Raw genomic sequence first — 15,774 nt, forward strand, 5'->3', positions numbered from 1 at the left:
CGCGAAGGAGCAGTACAGGTGGCCTACAAGACCATTCTCACGATCATCACGGACACCGATATTTCCGACTCGGCGCTGGAACCGGCCATCACACTGGCCACGCGCGAGGACGCCCATCTCGACATTCTCTGCCTTGGCGTCGACCGCACCCAGACCGGATATTACTACGCCGGCACCAACGCCTTCATCCAGCAGGAGACCCTGCACAAGGCGCAAGAGGACGCCACCGCGATCGAGACCGCGGTCAAGGCACGGCTGGACCGCGAGGGCATCGCCTGGGCCAGCGAGGCAGCTGTCGCGCAGATCGCGGGGCTTAGCCACCTGGTGGCGCAACGCGCGCGTTTTTCGGACCTGGTCGTGATGCCGCGGCCCTACGGCGAGCGGCGCGGGATCGAGGACGAGGCGGCCACCGAAGCCGTGCTGTTCGACGGTCACGCGCCGCTGTTGATCGTGCCCGAGGGGGCCGACACCGCCGTCATCGGCCAGAAGATCGTCGTCGCCTGGAACCAGAGCCACGAGGCCATGGCCGCGATCAAGCAGGCCTTGCCGCTGATGCAGCACGCCGAACTGGTCAACATCGCCATCGTCGATCCGCCCAAGCACGGCTCGGACCGGTCCGACCCCGGCGGCGCGCTGTCGCAGATGCTGTCGCGCCACGGGGTTAAGTCGGAAATCTCCGTTCTGGCCAAGACCATGCCTCGGATCTCGGACGTGCTTCAGCGCCACGCCCAAGACATCGAAGCCGACATGATGATCATGGGTGCCTACGGGCATTCCCGCTTCCGCGAGGCGATCCTCGGCGGGGCGACGCGCGACATGCTTGAAAAGACCGAGGTGCCGATCCTGATGGCCCACTGACCCACTGCGGCGGGGCCGAAAGGCCCCGCGCACACCATGCCCAAACCCTAGGCCGGCATCCCGCCGTCGTTGTCGTCACCTGTCTCGCTCAGCAACCGATCGAAATCGGGAACCGTTACATGGCGCTTGCCTTCCAGAACGATCACCCCGTCGCGCTTCAGCGCCGACATCTGGCGGCTGACGGTTTCCAGCGTCAGACCCAGGTAATCGGCCATCGCCTCGCGGGTGAGCGGCAGGTCGAACACGATCCGCCCCTGCATCGGCGCGAATTTAAGCGACGCGTCGCGGCGAGCGATGATCGCAAGAAGGCTTGCGATCTTCTCGCGCGCGGTCTTGCGCCCCAGAAGCAACATCCATTCCCGCGCCGCGTCCAGTTCGTCGAGGGTCATTTCCAGAAGGCGCTGCCCGATATGGGGCGTGCGCATCATCATCTCTTCGAACGGCTTCTTGCGAAAGCAGCACATCGTCAGCGAGGTCGTCGCCGTCACGTCATAGGCCGCCGTTTCACGGCCCGGGCGGCCGACGAAATCGGACGGCAGCAACAACCCCACCATTTGGGTGCGACCGTCCTCCATCGTCTGGCTGAGCGTGGCGATTCCCTCGACGACCGAGGCCACGAAATCCATCCGGTCACCGGACCAGATCACCGTCTGCCCGGCCTCGTAGGTCCGGTAGTACTTGATCGCCTCGAGTCGCGACAATTCGTCGGATTCGCAGCGGGCACAGACCGCACGATGCCGTATCGGGCAATCCGCGCAATCCGTCTGTGTGAGAGACTGGTCGGTAACGGCCATTCCGTTTCCAATTTTGACTTCGATCAAGGAGCAAACCCTTGGGTGAAAATAACGCTAGTGCAATGAGCACCGAATCGCAACTCACCCGTCTCGGTCTGTTCGACGCCAAGGTTCCGCGGTACACAAGCTACCCGACGGCACCGCACTTCAACGCGTCGGTGGACGATGGAGACTTCGCCGGCTGGATCGACCAGATCGAGCCCGGTTCGCAGATATCCCTGTATATCCACGTCCCGTTCTGCCGGCGTCTGTGCTGGTTCTGCGCCTGCCGGACGCAGGGCACACGCTCGGATTCGCCAGTTCGGGCCTATCTCGACACGCTGAAGACCGAGGTCGCGATGCTGGGACGGCGGCTGCCCTCGGGCGTGACGCTGTCGCGGCTGCACTGGGGCGGCGGCACACCGACGCTTCTGGCGCCGGACATGATGAAGGAACTGACCGAAACGATCTTCGAGGCGGCTCCCCTTCACGAAACCGGCGAGTTCTCGGTCGAGATCGACCCCAACGAGATCGACGAGGCCCGGCTTGACGTCCTCGCCGCGGCGGGCATGAACCGCGCCTCGATCGGCATTCAGGATTTCGACCCGCAGATCCAGTCGGTGATCGGCCGAATCCAAAGTTACGACGTGACCCGCGACGCGGTCGACATGATCCGCTCGCGCGGGATCAACAGCCTGAACGCCGATATCCTGTACGGCCTGCCGCACCAATCGAACGAGCGGATCGCCGAATCGGTGCAAAAGCTGATGTCGCTCTCGCCCGACCGGGTCGCGCTTTACGGTTATGCCCACGTCCCGTGGATGGCCCGGCGCCAGTCGATGATCCCGGCCGAGGCGCTGCCGACGCCCGAGGCCCGGCTGAAGCTTTACGAAACCGCGAAGGAACTGTTCCTGTGGGATGGTTACCGCGAAATCGGAATCGACCACTTCGCCCGGCCTGACGATGGGCTGGCCCGCGCGCTGGATGCCGGCACGCTGCGCCGGAACTTCCAGGGCTATACCGACGACACCGCGCCGGCGCTGATCGGGCTTGGCGCCTCGTCGATCTCGAAGTTCCCGCAAGGTTACGCACAGAACCTGTCCGGCACCTCGGACTATACCGCGCGCATCCGCGACGGGCGGTTCGCGACCGGTCGCGGGCATGTCTTTACCCCCGAAGACAACATGCGTTCGCGCATGATCGAGCAACTTATGTGCGAATTCCGGATTTCGACGGCCGAGATCACCGAGACTTTCGGGATCTCGAAAGGCGAACTGAACCGGATGTTCCAGGACGTGGCCGACCATTTTGCCGGCTTCGTAGAACTGACCAATGACGGGCTCGTCATCCCCGAGCACGGCAAGCCACTCACGCGGATGATCGCGCGCGACTTCGACGCTTACGACTTGTCGAAAGCCGGGCACAGTTCCGCAATCTGATCACCTCGGCCGGGCCGCCCGGGCGGCTCGGCTGCGATGACAGGGACATTTCCGCCCCATAGTCCGCCCGCCCCCTCCCCAGGGGCGGGCGGACTCGTTTCGAAGAACCGGATCGGGCCTAAAGGCGTGCTGCACCACCCGCCGCAACCGGGGTGCCCGGCGTCCCGAACGCCGCCCGCATCAAGGTGCGCGTATAGTCGGTTCGCGGTGCGTCGAAGATGTCCTGAACCTCGCCGGCCTCGACGATATCGCCCTGCTTCATCACCACCACCTTGTGGGAAAGAGCCCGCACCACACGCAGGTCATGGCTTATGAACAGATAGGCCAGGTCGTATTTCCGCTGCAGGTCGCGCAAAAGGTCCACGATCTGCACCTGCACCGTCATGTCCAGCGCCGAAGTCGGCTCATCCAGCACCAGAAGGCGCGGTCGCAGGATCATCGCCCGCGCGATGGCAATGCGCTGGCGCTGTCCACCCGAGAACTCGTGCGGATAGCGGTGCATCATCGCCGGGTCCAGACCGACCTCGGACAGCATCCGCGCCACTTCTTCGCGCTTGGAATGGCCGGGCTCCACCCCGTGCACACCCAGCCCCTCGGCCACGATCTGCTCGACCGTCATCCGTGGGCTGAGGCTGCCGTAAGGGTCCTGGAACACGATCTGCATGTCGCGCCGCAGGGGCCGCATCTGGCGCGATTTCAAACCGTCGATGTCGCGGCCCTGAAAAACGATCCTTCCCTCGGACGAGATCAGCCGCATGATCGCCAGCGCCAGCGTCGTCTTGCCCGACCCCGACTCGCCCACGATGCCCAGCGTTTCACCAGCCCGAACCGAAATATCGGCCGCATTCACCGCCTTGATGTGACCGACCGTCCGCCGCATGAAACCACGTTGGATCGGAAACCAGACCCTAAGCGCATCGGTGCGGACGATTTCGGGGGCGTCGGACTTCACCGGATCGGGGCCGCCCACCGCCGCCGCGGCCAGCAATTTCTGCGTATAGGGGTGCTGCGGGGCGCGGAATATCTCCTCCGTCCGACCCGTCTCGACGATCTCGCCATCCTTCATCACGCAGACCCGGTCGGCGATGCGGCGCACCACGCCCAGGTCGTGGGTGATGAACAATAGGCTCATATCCTCGTCGCGCTTGAGCTCGGCCAACAGATCGAGGATCTGCGCCTCGATGGTGACATCCAGCGCCGTGGTGGGTTCGTCCGCGATCAAAAGGTCGGGGCCATTGGCCAGTGCCATCGCGATCATCACGCGCTGACGCTGCCCGCCGGACAGCTGGTGCGGATAGTCCTTGAGGCGGCTTTCGGGGTCGCGGATGCCGACCCGGTCCAGCAACTCTAGGATGCGCCGGCGCGCCGGCTCCCCGGTCAGCCCCTGGTGCAGCGCGAGGCTTTCGGAAAGCTGTTTTTCCAGCGTGTGCAGAGGGTTGAGCGACGTCATCGGCTCCTGGAAGATGAAGCTGATATCGTTCCCCCGCACCCCGCGCAGGCGCGCCTCGGAGGCGCCGACCATTTCCTCGCCCTTGTAGGTGATCGAACCCGCAACCGAGGCAGACGGCGGCAGCAGCGCCACGGTCGACAAGGCCGTCACCGACTTGCCAGATCCCGACTCGCCCACCAGCGCCACGGTTTCGCCGCGCCCGATCTCGAAGCTGACGCGACGGACCGCGGGAATCTCGCGCCCGTCCTGGGCAAAGCTGATGGACAGGTTCTCGACCTTAAGGACCGCGTTCATCGGAAGGTCTTTCTCGGGTCGAAGGCATCGCGCACACCCTCGAAGATGAACACCAAGAGCGACAGCATGATCGCGAAGGTGAAGAACGCGGTAAAGGCCAGCCAGGGCGCCTGAAGGTTCTGTTTCGCCTGCAGCGTCAGTTCGCCCAGCGACGGCGCCGAGGACGGCAGCCCGAAACCTAGGAAGTCGAGCGAGGCCAGCGTTCCGATCGTGCCGGTGATGATAAAGGGCAGCATGGTAAGCGTGGCCACCATGGCGTTCGGCAGCATGTGGCGGAACATGATGGTCCAATTGGAAACGCCCAGCGCGCGGGCCGCGCGGACATACTCGAAATTGCGGGCACGCAGGAACTCCGCGCGCACCACACCCACCAGCGCGGGCCAGCCGAACAGCGCGGTGAGGAATACCAGCAACCAGAAACTGCGCCCCAGCACCGCGAACAGGATGATGATGATGTAAAGCTGCGGGGTGGAGGTCCAGATCTCGATCACCCGCTGAAAGATCAGGTCGGTGATCCCGCCAAAGAACCCCTGCACCGCGCCCGCGACGATGCCGATCACCGATGCGATGCCCGTTACGATCAGGGTAAAGAAGATCGACAAGCGGAACCCGTAGATCACGCGCGCCAGCACGTCGCGCGCGGTGTCGTCGGTCCCCAATAGATGATGCGCGTCCGGCGCCGAGGGCGCGGTGCCCGCGATGTCCGATATCGTCTTGTAGCTGTAGGGAATCAGCGGCCAGATCACGGTGCCCTTGTCGATCTGGCGTCCGTCGATCAGGCTGTCCTGGGCATCCTCGATCAGCTCTTCGGGATAATCCCAGCAGTCGATCAGCCCGCCGGTGACGATCAGGCATTCCACCTCGATATCGCGATAGACGGCCTCGGTCCGCAGATCGCCGCCAAAGGCGGTCTCGGGGTAGAAGCGGTAGATCGGGAAAAAGCTTTCGCCCTGGTAGCGAACATAGATTGGCTTGTCGTTGGCGATGACCTCGGCGAACAGCGACAGGCCGAAAAGGATCGAGAAGATGATCAACGACCAGTATGCGCGGCGGTTGCGCTTGAAGTTGCGCCAGCGGCGTTGATTCAGCGGAGAAAGCATCAACATCGCTTACGTCTCCCGGCTCTCGAAGTCGATCCGCGGGTCGACCAGCACGTAGGTCAGGTCCGACAGCAGCCCCACCAGCAGGCCGATCAGCCCGAAAACGTAAAGCGTGGCGAAGATCACCGGATAGTCCCGCGCCACCGCCGCCTCGAAGCCCAGCCGCCCCAACCCGTCCAGCGAGAAGATCGTCTCGATGATGATCGATGCGCCGAAGAAGACGCCGATAAACATCCCCGGGAACCCCGCGATCACGATCAGCATCGCATTGCGGAAGACATGGCCATAGAGCACCCGGGACTCGCTCAGCCCCTTGGCCTTGGCGGTGATGACGTATTGCTTCTTGATCTCGTCGAGGAAGGAATTCTTGGTCAGCAGCGTCAGCGTGGCGAAGCTGGAGATCGTGGTGGCCAGCACCGGCAGGGTGATGTGCCAGAAGTAGTCGCCCACCTTGCCCATCAGGCTGAGTTCGTCCCAGTTGTCCGACGTCAGTCCCCGCAGCGGGAACCACTGGAAATAGGACCCTCCCGCGAAGACCACCAGCAGAAGCACCGCGAACAGGAAGCCCGGGATCGCATAGGCGATGATGATCGCCCCCGAGGTCCAGGTATCGAACGGCGAGCCGTCCTTCACCGCCTTGCGAATCCCCAGAGGGATCGACACGAGATAGGCGATCAGCGTCGACCACAGGCCCAGCGTGATCGAGACCGGCATCTTCTCCAGCACCAGGTCGATCACCGAGACCGAGCGGAAATAGCTGTCGCCGAAATCGAACCGCAGATAGTTCCACATCATCGTCAGGAACCGTTCCAGCGGCGGCTTGTCGAAGCCGAATTCCCGCTCCAGTTCCGCGATGAATTCGGGCGGCAAACCGCGCGCACCGACATAGCGCTCGTCGCCGCCCTGCATCCCTCCGCCCACGTCGCCGCCGCCCGCTATGCCCTGAAAGACATCGCCCTGGCCCTCCATCTGGGCGATGATCTGCTCGATCGGGCCGCCGGGCACGAATTGCGTCAGGGTGAAGTTGATGACCATGATCCCGATCAGCGTCGGGACGATCAGCAACAATCGCCTCAGGATATAGGCGCCCATGGGCTGCTCTGCCTCGTTATCTGATGGCCCCGGCGGCGCGGAGCTTCTGGGCCTTCTCGGCGTTATACCACCAGAAGTCGAGATTGCCCAAGGCATAGGGCGGCAGGGGATCGGGATGCTCGTACATGTCGTAATAAGCGACGGTGTGGGTGTTCTTGTACCATTGCGGCACCCAGAAGCGTTCGGCGCGCAGCACCCGGTCCAGCGCCTTGACCGCGGTGGTCAGTTCGGCATCGGACTGGGCGGCAAGCACGTTCTCGATCAGCCGGTCCACAGCCTCGCTTTTCAAGCCCATGCTGTTGAACACCGAACTGTCGGCGGTTTCCGACCCGAAATACTGCCGCAGGCCCGAGCCGGGGATATAGTCCATCGGGAACTGTGCGGTGATCACGTCGAAATCGTAAGAACGCTCGCGGTTGGTGGCCTGGGCGTTGTCCACGCGCGTGTGCACCGCATCGACCCCAAGCCGCCGCAGGTTCTCGACATAAGGGTTGATCACCCGGTCGAAGGTCTGGCTGTCATTCAGGAACTCGACGCGCAGGGTCTGGCCGTCCTTCCGGCGCATCCCGTCCTCGCCCACGATCCAGCCCGCCTCGTCCAGCAGCGCCGAGGCCGCGCGCAGGTTGCCCCGGTCGAGCTGGCGGTTGCCTGAGGTCGGTGCCATAACCGCGGGTTCGGTCAGGATCGTTCCGGGCAAAAGTCCGTCCGCCACCAGCGGTTCCAGCAGCGCGCGTTCGCCCTCGGCCGGCATCCCCTCCGCGGCCAGATAGCTGTTTTCCCAGAACGAGTTGATCCGCGCGTAAATCCCGTAGAACAGCGTCTCGTTCGACCATTCGAAGTTGAACATCAGCCCGATCGCCTCGCGCACCCTGGGATCCTGGAACTGCGGGCGGCGCAGGTTGAAGGCAAAGCTCTGCCCGGTCGCGAGATTGCCGTCGGGCAGTTCCACCTTCTTGATCCAGCCGTTCTGCACCGCCGGAAAGTCGTAGCCGGTGGCCCAGCTCTTGGACGAGGCCTCGTTGCGGAAGGTGTAGGTGCCGCCCTTGAACCCCTCGAAGGCGGCGTTGTAGTCGGCGTAGTATTCGATCCGGATACGGTCGAAATTGTTCCGCCCCACGTTGATCGGCAGGCTCGCCCCCCAATAGTACGGGTCGCGCTCGTAGACGATGGTCTGGCCGACATCGAGTTCCTTGAGCACGTAGGGTCCCGAGCCCAACAGCGGTTCGAGGCTCGATTCCTCGAAATCGCGGCCGGTGGACTCGTAATGTGCCTTCGAGAACACCGGCAACCCGCCGACAAGTTGCGGCAGGTCGCGCTTGGGCGCGTCGGCCTTGAAGGTGAACTTCACCCTTCCGTCCTCCAGCACCTCGGCGCTTTCGACCTGGCGCGAAAGCTGGACGCGAAAGCTTGGCAGGCCCTTGTCGCGGAAAAGCTCGAAGGAAAAGACCACATCCTCGGCCGTCACCGGGCTGCCGTCCGAGAACCGTGCCTCGGGCCGCAGCGTGAAGACCGCCCAGGACCGGTCCTCGGGATATTCGACGCTTTCCGCCAGCAACCCATAGGCCGATCCGGCCTCGTCGGCGGTACCGGTCAGAAGCGACTCGAAGAACCCGTTCGACAGCGCACCCGACCGCCCCTTGGTCGTGTAGGGATGCATCGAGTCGAATGACCCGAAGGCCCAGATCGAGATTTCGCCGCCCTTTGGTGCGTCCGGGTTCACATAGTCGAGATGCAAGAAATCGGCCGGGTATTTCAATTCGCCGAAGGTCGAGATTCCGTGCGCGACGGTCACCTTCTGCTCGGCCATCGCCTGAAGCGCCCCAAGCGCGATCACCAGGGCCGCCGCCCAGGCGGTCAGCCAGAGGCGCAGCGGCAGCACACGTACAAGGACAACGGCACGGGCCGGGCGGGGCTGGGACATCTCGGAGAACTCCCTGTTTGACACGTCCATCTAGCGCGGCGTCCCGGCAAAGCTAAGGTCCGGCTTGGCGCAAGTTCAAGTTGAGATTACGTGAAGCCGACGAGAGGTGCGCCTCAGAACCCCTTGCGCGCCTTCAGCGCGGCGCTGATGGTCCCGTCGTCCAGATAGTCAAGCTCGCCCCCGATCGGCACACCCTGCGCCAGCGAGGTCAACGTGACCCCGGTGCCCTCCAGCTCTTCGGCGATGTAATGGGCGGTGGTCTGACCGTCCACGGTCGCATTCAATGCCAGGATAACCTCGGAAATCCCCTCGGCCCGGACGCGCGCGACCAGATCGGGGATACGCAGTTCCTCGGGCCCCACAGAATCCAGCGCCGACAGCGTGCCGCCAAGAATGTGATAGCGCCCCTTGAACGCCCCGCCCCGCTCCATCGCCCAGAGGTCGGCCACGTCCTCGACAACACACAGTTCACCAGTGGCGCGCTTGCCGTCGGCGCAGATCTCGCAGATTTCGGCGGTCGTGATGTTCCCGCAGCGGGCGCATTCGTGAACCGTTTCGCCCACGCGGCGCAGCGCCTCGGCCAGCGGGATCAGCAGCACCGCGCGTTTCTTGACAAGATGCAGAACCGCACGGCGGGCCGACCGGGGCCCGAGCCCCGGCAGCCGCGCCATCATCTCGATCAGCGTCTCGATCTCGCGCGGGCGGTCGCCCATGTGTCAGACCGGAAGGTCCATCCCGGCGGGCAGACCCATTTCCTCGGTCAGCTTGCGGGTTTCTTCCTTGGTCTTCTCCATCGCCTTTTCCTGGGCGTCCTTGATCGCGGCCAGGATCAGGTCCTCGACCACCTCTTTTTCCTCGGCGTTGAAGATCGACGGGTCGATGTCCAGCGCGGTCAGCGTACCCTTGGCGGTCGCCGTGGCCTTGACCAGACCCGCGCCGCTTTCGCCGGTGACCAGCGTGGTCGCCAGCGTTTCCTGCAGGGCGGCCATCTTGCCCTGCATTTCCTGAGCCGCCTTCATCATCTTGGCCATGTCGCCAAGACCACCCAAACCCTTGAACATTCGCGTGTCTCCTTTGTTCAGTCGTCCTCGAAGGGATCCCACTCGTCCTCGACCTCGGGAAGCGCCTCCAGCGCAGCATCCTCGGCCGGGGTTTCCGGGGCCCTTATGTCGATGATCTCCGCCCCTGGGAAGGCGGCAAAAACGGCCCGGACCAGCGGATGTTCCCGCGCCGCGGCTTTCAGGCTGTCCTCTTCGGCCGCGCGGGTCTCGGCCAGCGTCGGCCCCCCGCCCGACCCCACGACCGATACCCCCCAGCGCGCGCCTGTCCAGGCCTGAAGCCGCTGGCCCAGCCGCGCGGCGAGGTCGGGGGGCGCATCCGGGGTGGGTTCGAACTCGATCCGGCCTGGTGCATAGCTGACAAGACGCAAGCAGGTTTCCACCTCGAACAGCAGCTTCATGTCGCGCTGGGCCCGGATCAGGTCCACCACCTGCGCGAACTCGGCATAGCTCGCCAGTGCCGTCTCGGGTGCCCGGGCAAGCGCCGTGGCCGCGCCGCCACCCGAGGGCGCGCCACGCGGCGCAGGCGCAATGCTGGCCCCGGCACCCGGCGCGCGCCCCGGCCCAGTGCCGCCCGGCGCGGGTCCGCCCGTCGGCTTCGGGCCCGTGGGCGGCGCCTCGTGCAACCGTTTCACCAGGTCTTCGGGCGCTGGCAGGGTCGAGACGTGGGTCAGCCTGATCACCGCCATCTCGGCCGCCATCATCGCGTTCGGTGCCATCGACACCTCTTCCAGCGCCTTGAGCAGCATCTGCCACATTCGCGTCAGCACCCGCATGTGCAGCCTCTCGGCCATGTCGCGGCCGCGGGCGCGCTCGTCGGGGCCCACGGTCGGGTCGTCGGCGGCCTCGGGGGTGATCTTGATGACGCTCAGCCAGTGGGTGATCTCGGCCAGGTCTCGCAAGACCGCCATCGGGTCGGCCCCGTCCGCATATTGCCCGGCCAGTTCGCCCAGCGCCCCGGCGGTGTCGCCCGACACGATCAGGTCGAACAGGTCCAGCACCCGTCCCCGGTCGGCGAGCCCCAGCATGGCGCGAACCGCGTCGGCCGTGGTCTCGCCCGCGCCATGGGAAATCGCCTGATCCAGAAGGCTCATGGCGTCGCGTACCGACCCCTCGGCGGCGCGGGTGATCAGGCCCAGCGCCTCGTCGGTGATCGGCGCGTTTTCCAGCCCGGCGATCTTCTTCAGGTGCGCGATCATCACCTCGGGCTCGATCCGGCGCAGATCGAACCGCTGGCAGCGCGACAGGACCGTGACCGGCACCTTGCGGATTTCCGTGGTGGCGAAGATGAACTTCACATGCGCGGGGGGCTCTTCCAGCGTCTTCAACAACGCGTTGAACGCGCTGGTCGACAGCATGTGAACCTCGTCGATGATGTAGATCTTGTAACGCGCGGACGCCGCGCGATAAGCGACGCTGTCGATGATCTCGCGGATGTCGTTCACGCCGGTGCGGCTGGCGGCGTCCATTTCCATCACGTCGACGTGCCGGCCCTCGGCGATGGCCACGCAATGCTCGCACAAACCGCAGGGATCGGTTGTCGGGCCGCCCTGCCCGTCCGGCCCGATGCAGTTCATCCCCTTGGCGATGATCCGCGCGGTGGTCGTCTTGCCGGTACCGCGAATGCCCGTCATGACGAAGGCCTGCGCGATCCGGTCGGCCGCGAAGGCATTCTTCAACGTTCGCACCATCGCGTCCTGGCCGATCAGGTCGGCAAAGGTCGCGGGGCGGTACTTGCGGGCGAGCACCTGGTAGGCGGTGCCTTGGGTCTCGGCCATTTGTCCTCTTGGATTCGCGGGCGCGCCTCAAGGTAGGCGTTGACCGCCACGGCGTCTAGCCGATGCCGCCGCCCCTTGCCTGAGGCAAACCATCCGCGCCATGCACGCAGGCTGTTCGGCCGCCCCAAACCGCGGGCCCGGGCGCCCGCAGGTTACGCGAAAGCGGCGCATATGAAACGAACGATCCGGCCTGCGGGGAAGGTGAGAGGTTGGACAGCGACCCGAACGGGACTCGTTACGGCTGCTTCCTTCCGGACCTGACCGGGTTGGCGAGGCGCTCGCCCGCGCCAACCTCTCGACGTGATACATAAGGCCCGCAGCATGGATTCGCAAGGATCGCAACCGCGGCGGGCAGACCGCAGTCTACAGCCTTATGCGGAACCGGATGAACCCGTCCGGCCCGTCACCGGCGGGCTCGATATCCAGCGCGGTCATCTGGTCGACATATTCGATGGCTCGCGGCCCGCTATCGAACAGCACGGTCGTTCCGGGCATCGGCGCAAAGCGCCAGTTGTTGTCGGCGGTGGGGTCGATGGTCCCCTGCTCGGCGATGTATCGCACGATCACGTCGCGGTTGGTGTCGGGGGCCTGCAGGATGATCGTGTCACCCGTAGCGCCGGGAAACTCTCCGCCACCGCCCGCGCGGTAATTGTTCGTCGCGATCACGAATTCCATGTCGTCGGCCACCGGCTTGCCCCTCCAGGCCAGTTCCACGATCCGGGTCGCCGATGGATCGAGAAGCTTGCCCTTGGGGTCGAACCGCGACGGCTGGGACAGGTCGATGCGGTAGGTCACACCGTCGATCACATCGAAATTGTAGCTCGGGAAGTCGGGATTCAGCAGAACCTGATCACGGCCACCCGGCACGATCCGGTTGAACATACCCGCCGAACGTTCAAGCCAACCTTTCAACTCGGCGCCGGTGACGCGTACCGCGCGCACCGTGTTCGGGTACAGGTACAGGTCGGCCACATGCTTGATCGCGATGTCGCCGGCCGGCACGTCGGTGTAATATTCCGGCCCCGATCGGCCACCCGCCTTGAACGGGGCAGCCGCCGAAAGCAGCGGCAGACCCTCGTAGGGGGTACCCTTAAGCATCTCGGCGACATACCAAAGCTGCGCGTTCGCAACGATCTGAACCGAAGGATCATCGGCCACCAGCGCGAAATAGCTGTACAGCGGGGCCGAGGTCCGGCCCACCGCGCGGCGGATATAGGACAACGTTTCCTTGTGTTCCTTCTCCACCGAATCCAGCACGTAACGCTCGCTTTCGACCAACGGTGTCACCGTGCGGTCCTCGTTCCGGCGCGAAATCGGGCGCAGTTCGCTTTCGTGGCGCGCGATCCGCCAGCGCGCGCCATCATATTCCAGCAAAAGGTCGATCACCCCCAGGTGAGACCCCCAGAACCCGCCCATCACCGCCGGCTTGCCGTGTATCGTTCCCTTTTTGGCATCCACGCCCGCAATCCCCGCAAAGGCGGGGCCCGGGAAGGACAAATGCTGATGGCCGGTCATCACGACGTCGATCCCGTCGACAGCGGCAAGCGGGATGCTGGCGTTTTCCTGGCCATCGACATGGGCGATCTCGCCGATCCCGGAATGGTTAAGTGCCACGATGATATCCGCGCCTTCGTCCTTCATCACCGGCACCCAGGCGCGCGCCGTCTCGACGATGTCGCGGGCCGCGACCTTGCCCTCCAGGTGGCGACGGTCCCAGGTCATGACCTGCGGCGGCACGAAACCGATCACCCCCACCCGGATCGGATGGGCCAAGCCCGCGCCGTCGGTCAGCATCCGTTCGAGGATCACGTAGGGCGTCACAAGCGGCGTGTCCTCGGTCGGCTCGGCCCCAAGGCGGCAGACGATATTGGCCGAAATCACGGGGAAATCGGCCCCCGCGATGGAATTCAGAACGAAATCGAGCCCATAGTTGAATTCGTGATTTCCCAGTGTCGAGGCGTCGAACCCAACCGCGTTCATCGCCTGGATGATCGGGTGCATGTCCCCGACATTCATACCGCGCTCATAGGCGATATAGTCGCCCATCGGATTGCCCTGAAGAAAATCGCCGTTGTCGAACAACAGTGAATTCGTCGCCTCGGCGCGGATTTCCCCTATATGCGCGGCCGTGCGGGCAAGCCCAACGGTGTCCACCGGCCGGTCGGAATAATAGTCGTAGGGATAGATGTGAACGTGCAGATCGGTCGTTTCCATCAGGCGCAAATGCGCCTGGTTCGCGGCCGCCCGGGTAGAAAAGTGATGCAGCGCGATCAACGTCGCCCCCGCAGAAGTGCCGGCCAGGATGGCGCGGCGGTTGAGGTCGCATTTCGGCGGGTGGATCATCCGCACGTTCCCGGGTCTCGCCCGAAGCTGGACCGTGGAACCGTGACCGGACTACCACCTTTACGGGTATCCTACGGTAACCGCTGAAAGGTTAGAACGCGAGAGCGAATTCGCGCTTAAGGCGAGTTTCCTTTCCTTGTTCGCTTGCCCGTGGCATGGCAGGCACGGTCGGAACGGGGAGATTGTGCATGCGGCTGGCGGAACGGGTGACTTTCGGCGGTACTGGCGGGCTTGACCGGGCCGCGCATCTGCGCGGCGACGCGTCGCGGCTGGCGGGGCTGGCCGCCCGGGACGGCACGCGCATTCTGCCCGTGTGGCGCGGCAAACCACTGGTCTGCCCCGAAGGCCTGGGATGGGTCGCACCGGGACATGCCATTCTGGCCGGACGCAACGAAAACGCGGTGTTCCTGGGATTTTCGGATGGAGCGGCGCATTTCGCGGTCGATCTGTCGGACTGGGATCCAGACGCGCTGCCCGACACGCTTGGCGCATTCGCCGACCCCTCTGAACAACACCACCCCGCACTGCCCAACACCCACATCTTTGCCGAACTGCGCCGCGAAATGACACGGCTTACCCCGCTCGAGGCAGAACTCGCGGCCACCGCAAAGGCCCTCCTCGGCTGGCACGCCACCCACCGCTTCTGCGCCCGGTGCGGGAATGAAAGCGACATCGCCCAGGCCGGCTGGCAGCGCAACTGCCCCGCCTGCGGACGCCACCACTTTCCGCGCACCGACCCGGTGGTCATCATGCTGATCACGCATGGAAACTCGGTGCTTCTGGGCCGATCGCCCGGCTGGCCCGAGGGCATGTTCTCCTTGCTCGCGGGGTTCGTGGAGCCCGGCGAAACCATCGAAGCCGCAGTCCGCCGCGAGGTCGCCGAGGAAGCCGGGATCGCGGTCGGCCCGGTCGAATACCTGGCCAGCCAGCCCTGGCCCTTTCCCGCTTCGCTGATGATCGGTTGCCGCGGTGTGGCGACCAGTTGCGATATCACGCTCGACCCCACCGAACTGGAAGCCGCACGCTGGACCTCGCGCGACGACCTTCTGGCCGCCTTCGCCGGCGAGCGTTCCGACCTTTTGCCGGGGCGTCGCGGGGCCATCGCGCATTTCCTTCTCAGATTGTGGCTTGCGGACCGGCTCGATTGACGCAAGATCGGACGAGGAAGGCAGAGTGATCCCGGTGCAATGAAATTCTCGGCACGCGAAGATATCGACCTTGCCATCGAAGACGTCTTCGAGGTCCTTTCGGATTTCGACCGGATGGAGCGCGCGGCGCTGCGCCGCGGTGCCGAGATATCCCGCATCGACACGCTGGCCGCACCGGGGCCCGGCATGATCTGGGCCGCCGAGTTCACCTTTCGCGGCAAACGCCGCGCCCTTCGGACCGAACTGACGGGATTTCTGCCGCCCGAGAACATCGTCGTGGAATCGACTGTCAGCGGCCTGACCGGAATCAGCACAGTCGACCTGGTACGGCTTTCGCCGCGCCGGACGCGCATGGCCGTCGCGATTGACCTGCGGCCGCAAACGATCCCGGCGCGCATGTTCCTGCAAACCCTGCGCCTGGCCAAGACAAGGATGTCCCAGCGTTTCAAGTCGGGACTGACCCGCTTTGCCCGAGATCTCGAATCCGGGACGTACACCCCCCCGAACACCTAGATCACCG

13 protein-coding genes and 1 other RNA gene are annotated in these 15,774 nt (G+C 64.7%); 4 read left to right on the forward strand and 10 right to left on the reverse strand.

Going from position 1 to position 15,774, the window contains the following annotated elements; translation table 11 throughout:
* Positions 1–18 precede the first annotated feature (18 nt).
* Complete coding sequence (locus tag EV662_RS02470; protein ID WP_132460533.1) at positions 19–858, forward strand: universal stress protein; 840 nt, start codon at positions 19–21, stop codon at positions 856–858.
* Between the two features lie 47 nt (positions 859–905).
* Here the strand turns inward: EV662_RS02470 and fnrL are convergent, their stop codons facing one another.
* On the reverse strand, positions 906–1,652 hold the full coding sequence (gene fnrL, locus EV662_RS02475; protein WP_132460534.1) for a transcriptional regulator FnrL: 747 nt from the start codon (positions 1,650–1,652) through the stop codon (positions 906–908).
* A 62-nt stretch (positions 1,653–1,714) separates the two neighbouring features.
* Between fnrL and hemN the strand changes: the two genes are divergently transcribed.
* Entirely contained in the window at positions 1,715–3,070 is a 1,356-nt protein-coding gene (gene hemN, locus EV662_RS02480; protein ID WP_132460535.1) for an oxygen-independent coproporphyrinogen III oxidase, read from the forward strand.
* Between the two features lie 118 nt (positions 3,071–3,188).
* Here hemN and EV662_RS02485 read toward each other — a convergent pair whose 3' ends face one another.
* From EV662_RS02485 to EV662_RS02525, 9 genes are all read right to left on the reverse strand, one after another.
* Complete coding sequence (locus EV662_RS02485) at positions 3,189–4,814, reverse strand: ABC transporter ATP-binding protein (protein WP_132460536.1); 1,626 nt, start codon at positions 4,812–4,814, stop codon at positions 3,189–3,191.
* On the reverse strand, positions 4,811–5,920 hold the full coding sequence (locus tag EV662_RS02490) for an ABC transporter permease (protein ID WP_132460537.1): 1,110 nt from the start codon (positions 5,918–5,920) through the stop codon (positions 4,811–4,813). Before EV662_RS02490 ends, EV662_RS02485 begins: the two co-directional genes overlap by 4 nt.
* A gap of 3 nt (positions 5,921–5,923) precedes the next feature.
* Positions 5,924–7,006 (reverse strand): microcin C ABC transporter permease YejB, encoded by a 1,083-nt coding sequence (locus EV662_RS02495; protein WP_132460538.1) that lies wholly within the window; start codon positions 7,004–7,006, stop codon positions 5,924–5,926.
* A gap of 16 nt (positions 7,007–7,022) precedes the next feature.
* Positions 7,023–8,927, reverse strand: coding sequence for an extracellular solute-binding protein (locus EV662_RS02500; RefSeq protein ID WP_132460539.1), 1,905 nt, complete (start codon positions 8,925–8,927; stop codon positions 7,023–7,025).
* Between the two features lie 113 nt (positions 8,928–9,040).
* Positions 9,041–9,640, reverse strand: coding sequence for a recombination mediator RecR (gene recR, locus EV662_RS02505; RefSeq protein WP_132460540.1), 600 nt, complete (start codon positions 9,638–9,640; stop codon positions 9,041–9,043).
* A 3-nt stretch (positions 9,641–9,643) separates the two neighbouring features.
* Positions 9,644–9,988 carry a YbaB/EbfC family nucleoid-associated protein gene (locus EV662_RS02510; protein WP_132460541.1) on the reverse strand — a complete coding sequence of 115 codons (345 nt, stop codon included), beginning with the start codon at positions 9,986–9,988 and terminating at the stop codon, positions 9,644–9,646.
* A gap of 17 nt (positions 9,989–10,005) precedes the next feature.
* Positions 10,006–11,763, reverse strand: a complete 1,758-nt coding sequence (locus EV662_RS02515; RefSeq protein ID WP_132460542.1) for a DNA polymerase III subunit gamma/tau — start codon at positions 11,761–11,763, stop codon at positions 10,006–10,008.
* Positions 11,764–11,963: 200 nt separating this feature from the next.
* Positions 11,964–12,060: signal recognition particle sRNA small type (gene ffs / locus EV662_RS02520), an RNA gene on the reverse strand.
* Positions 12,061–12,126: 66 nt separating this feature from the next.
* Positions 12,127–14,106: a bifunctional 2',3'-cyclic-nucleotide 2'-phosphodiesterase/3'-nucleotidase gene (locus EV662_RS02525; RefSeq protein WP_132460543.1), complete on the reverse strand. Its 1,980-nt coding sequence runs from the start codon at positions 14,104–14,106 to the stop codon at positions 12,127–12,129.
* 188 nt (positions 14,107–14,294) lie between these two features.
* On the opposite strand from EV662_RS02525, the gene nudC reads away from it, so the two are divergent.
* A complete protein-coding gene (gene nudC / locus EV662_RS02530; protein ID WP_132460544.1) occupies positions 14,295–15,254 on the forward strand; it encodes an NAD(+) diphosphatase in 960 nt (319 codons plus the stop codon).
* Positions 15,255–15,293: 39 nt separating this feature from the next.
* Positions 15,294–15,767: an SRPBCC family protein gene (locus EV662_RS02535; protein ID WP_132460545.1), complete on the forward strand. Its 474-nt coding sequence runs from the start codon at positions 15,294–15,296 to the stop codon at positions 15,765–15,767.
* Positions 15,768–15,774 lie beyond the last annotated feature (7 nt).

Origin of the sequence: Rhodovulum marinum (assembly GCF_004343075.1) — a bacterium.
Lineage (GTDB): Bacteria > Pseudomonadota > Alphaproteobacteria > Rhodobacterales > Rhodobacteraceae > Rhodovulum > Rhodovulum marinum.

Coding starts and splice junctions, on each gene's coding strand:
- fnrL (WP_132460534.1), bottom strand. CDS start 1,652: ATGGCCGTTACCGACCAGTCTCTCACACAGACGGATTGCGCGGATTGC.
- hemN (WP_132460535.1), top strand. CDS start 1,715: ATGAGCACCGAATCGCAACTCACCCGTCTCGGTCTGTTCGACGCCAAG.
- EV662_RS02485 (WP_132460536.1), bottom strand. CDS start 4,814: ATGAACGCGGTCCTTAAGGTCGAGAACCTGTCCATCAGCTTTGCCCAG.
- EV662_RS02490 (WP_132460537.1), bottom strand. CDS start 5,920: ATGTTGATGCTTTCTCCGCTGAATCAACGCCGCTGGCGCAACTTCAAG.
- EV662_RS02495 (WP_132460538.1), bottom strand. CDS start 7,006: ATGGGCGCCTATATCCTGAGGCGATTGTTGCTGATCGTCCCGACGCTG.
- EV662_RS02500 (WP_132460539.1), bottom strand. CDS start 8,927: ATGTCCCAGCCCCGCCCGGCCCGTGCCGTTGTCCTTGTACGTGTGCTG.
- recR (WP_132460540.1), bottom strand. CDS start 9,640: ATGGGCGACCGCCCGCGCGAGATCGAGACGCTGATCGAGATGATGGCG.
- EV662_RS02510 (WP_132460541.1), bottom strand. CDS start 9,988: ATGTTCAAGGGTTTGGGTGGTCTTGGCGACATGGCCAAGATGATGAAG.
- EV662_RS02515 (WP_132460542.1), bottom strand. CDS start 11,763: ATGGCCGAGACCCAAGGCACCGCCTACCAGGTGCTCGCCCGCAAGTAC.
- EV662_RS02525 (WP_132460543.1), bottom strand. CDS start 14,106: ATGATCCACCCGCCGAAATGCGACCTCAACCGCCGCGCCATCCTGGCC.
- nudC (WP_132460544.1), top strand. CDS start 14,295: ATGCGGCTGGCGGAACGGGTGACTTTCGGCGGTACTGGCGGGCTTGAC.
- EV662_RS02535 (WP_132460545.1), top strand. CDS start 15,294: ATGAAATTCTCGGCACGCGAAGATATCGACCTTGCCATCGAAGACGTC.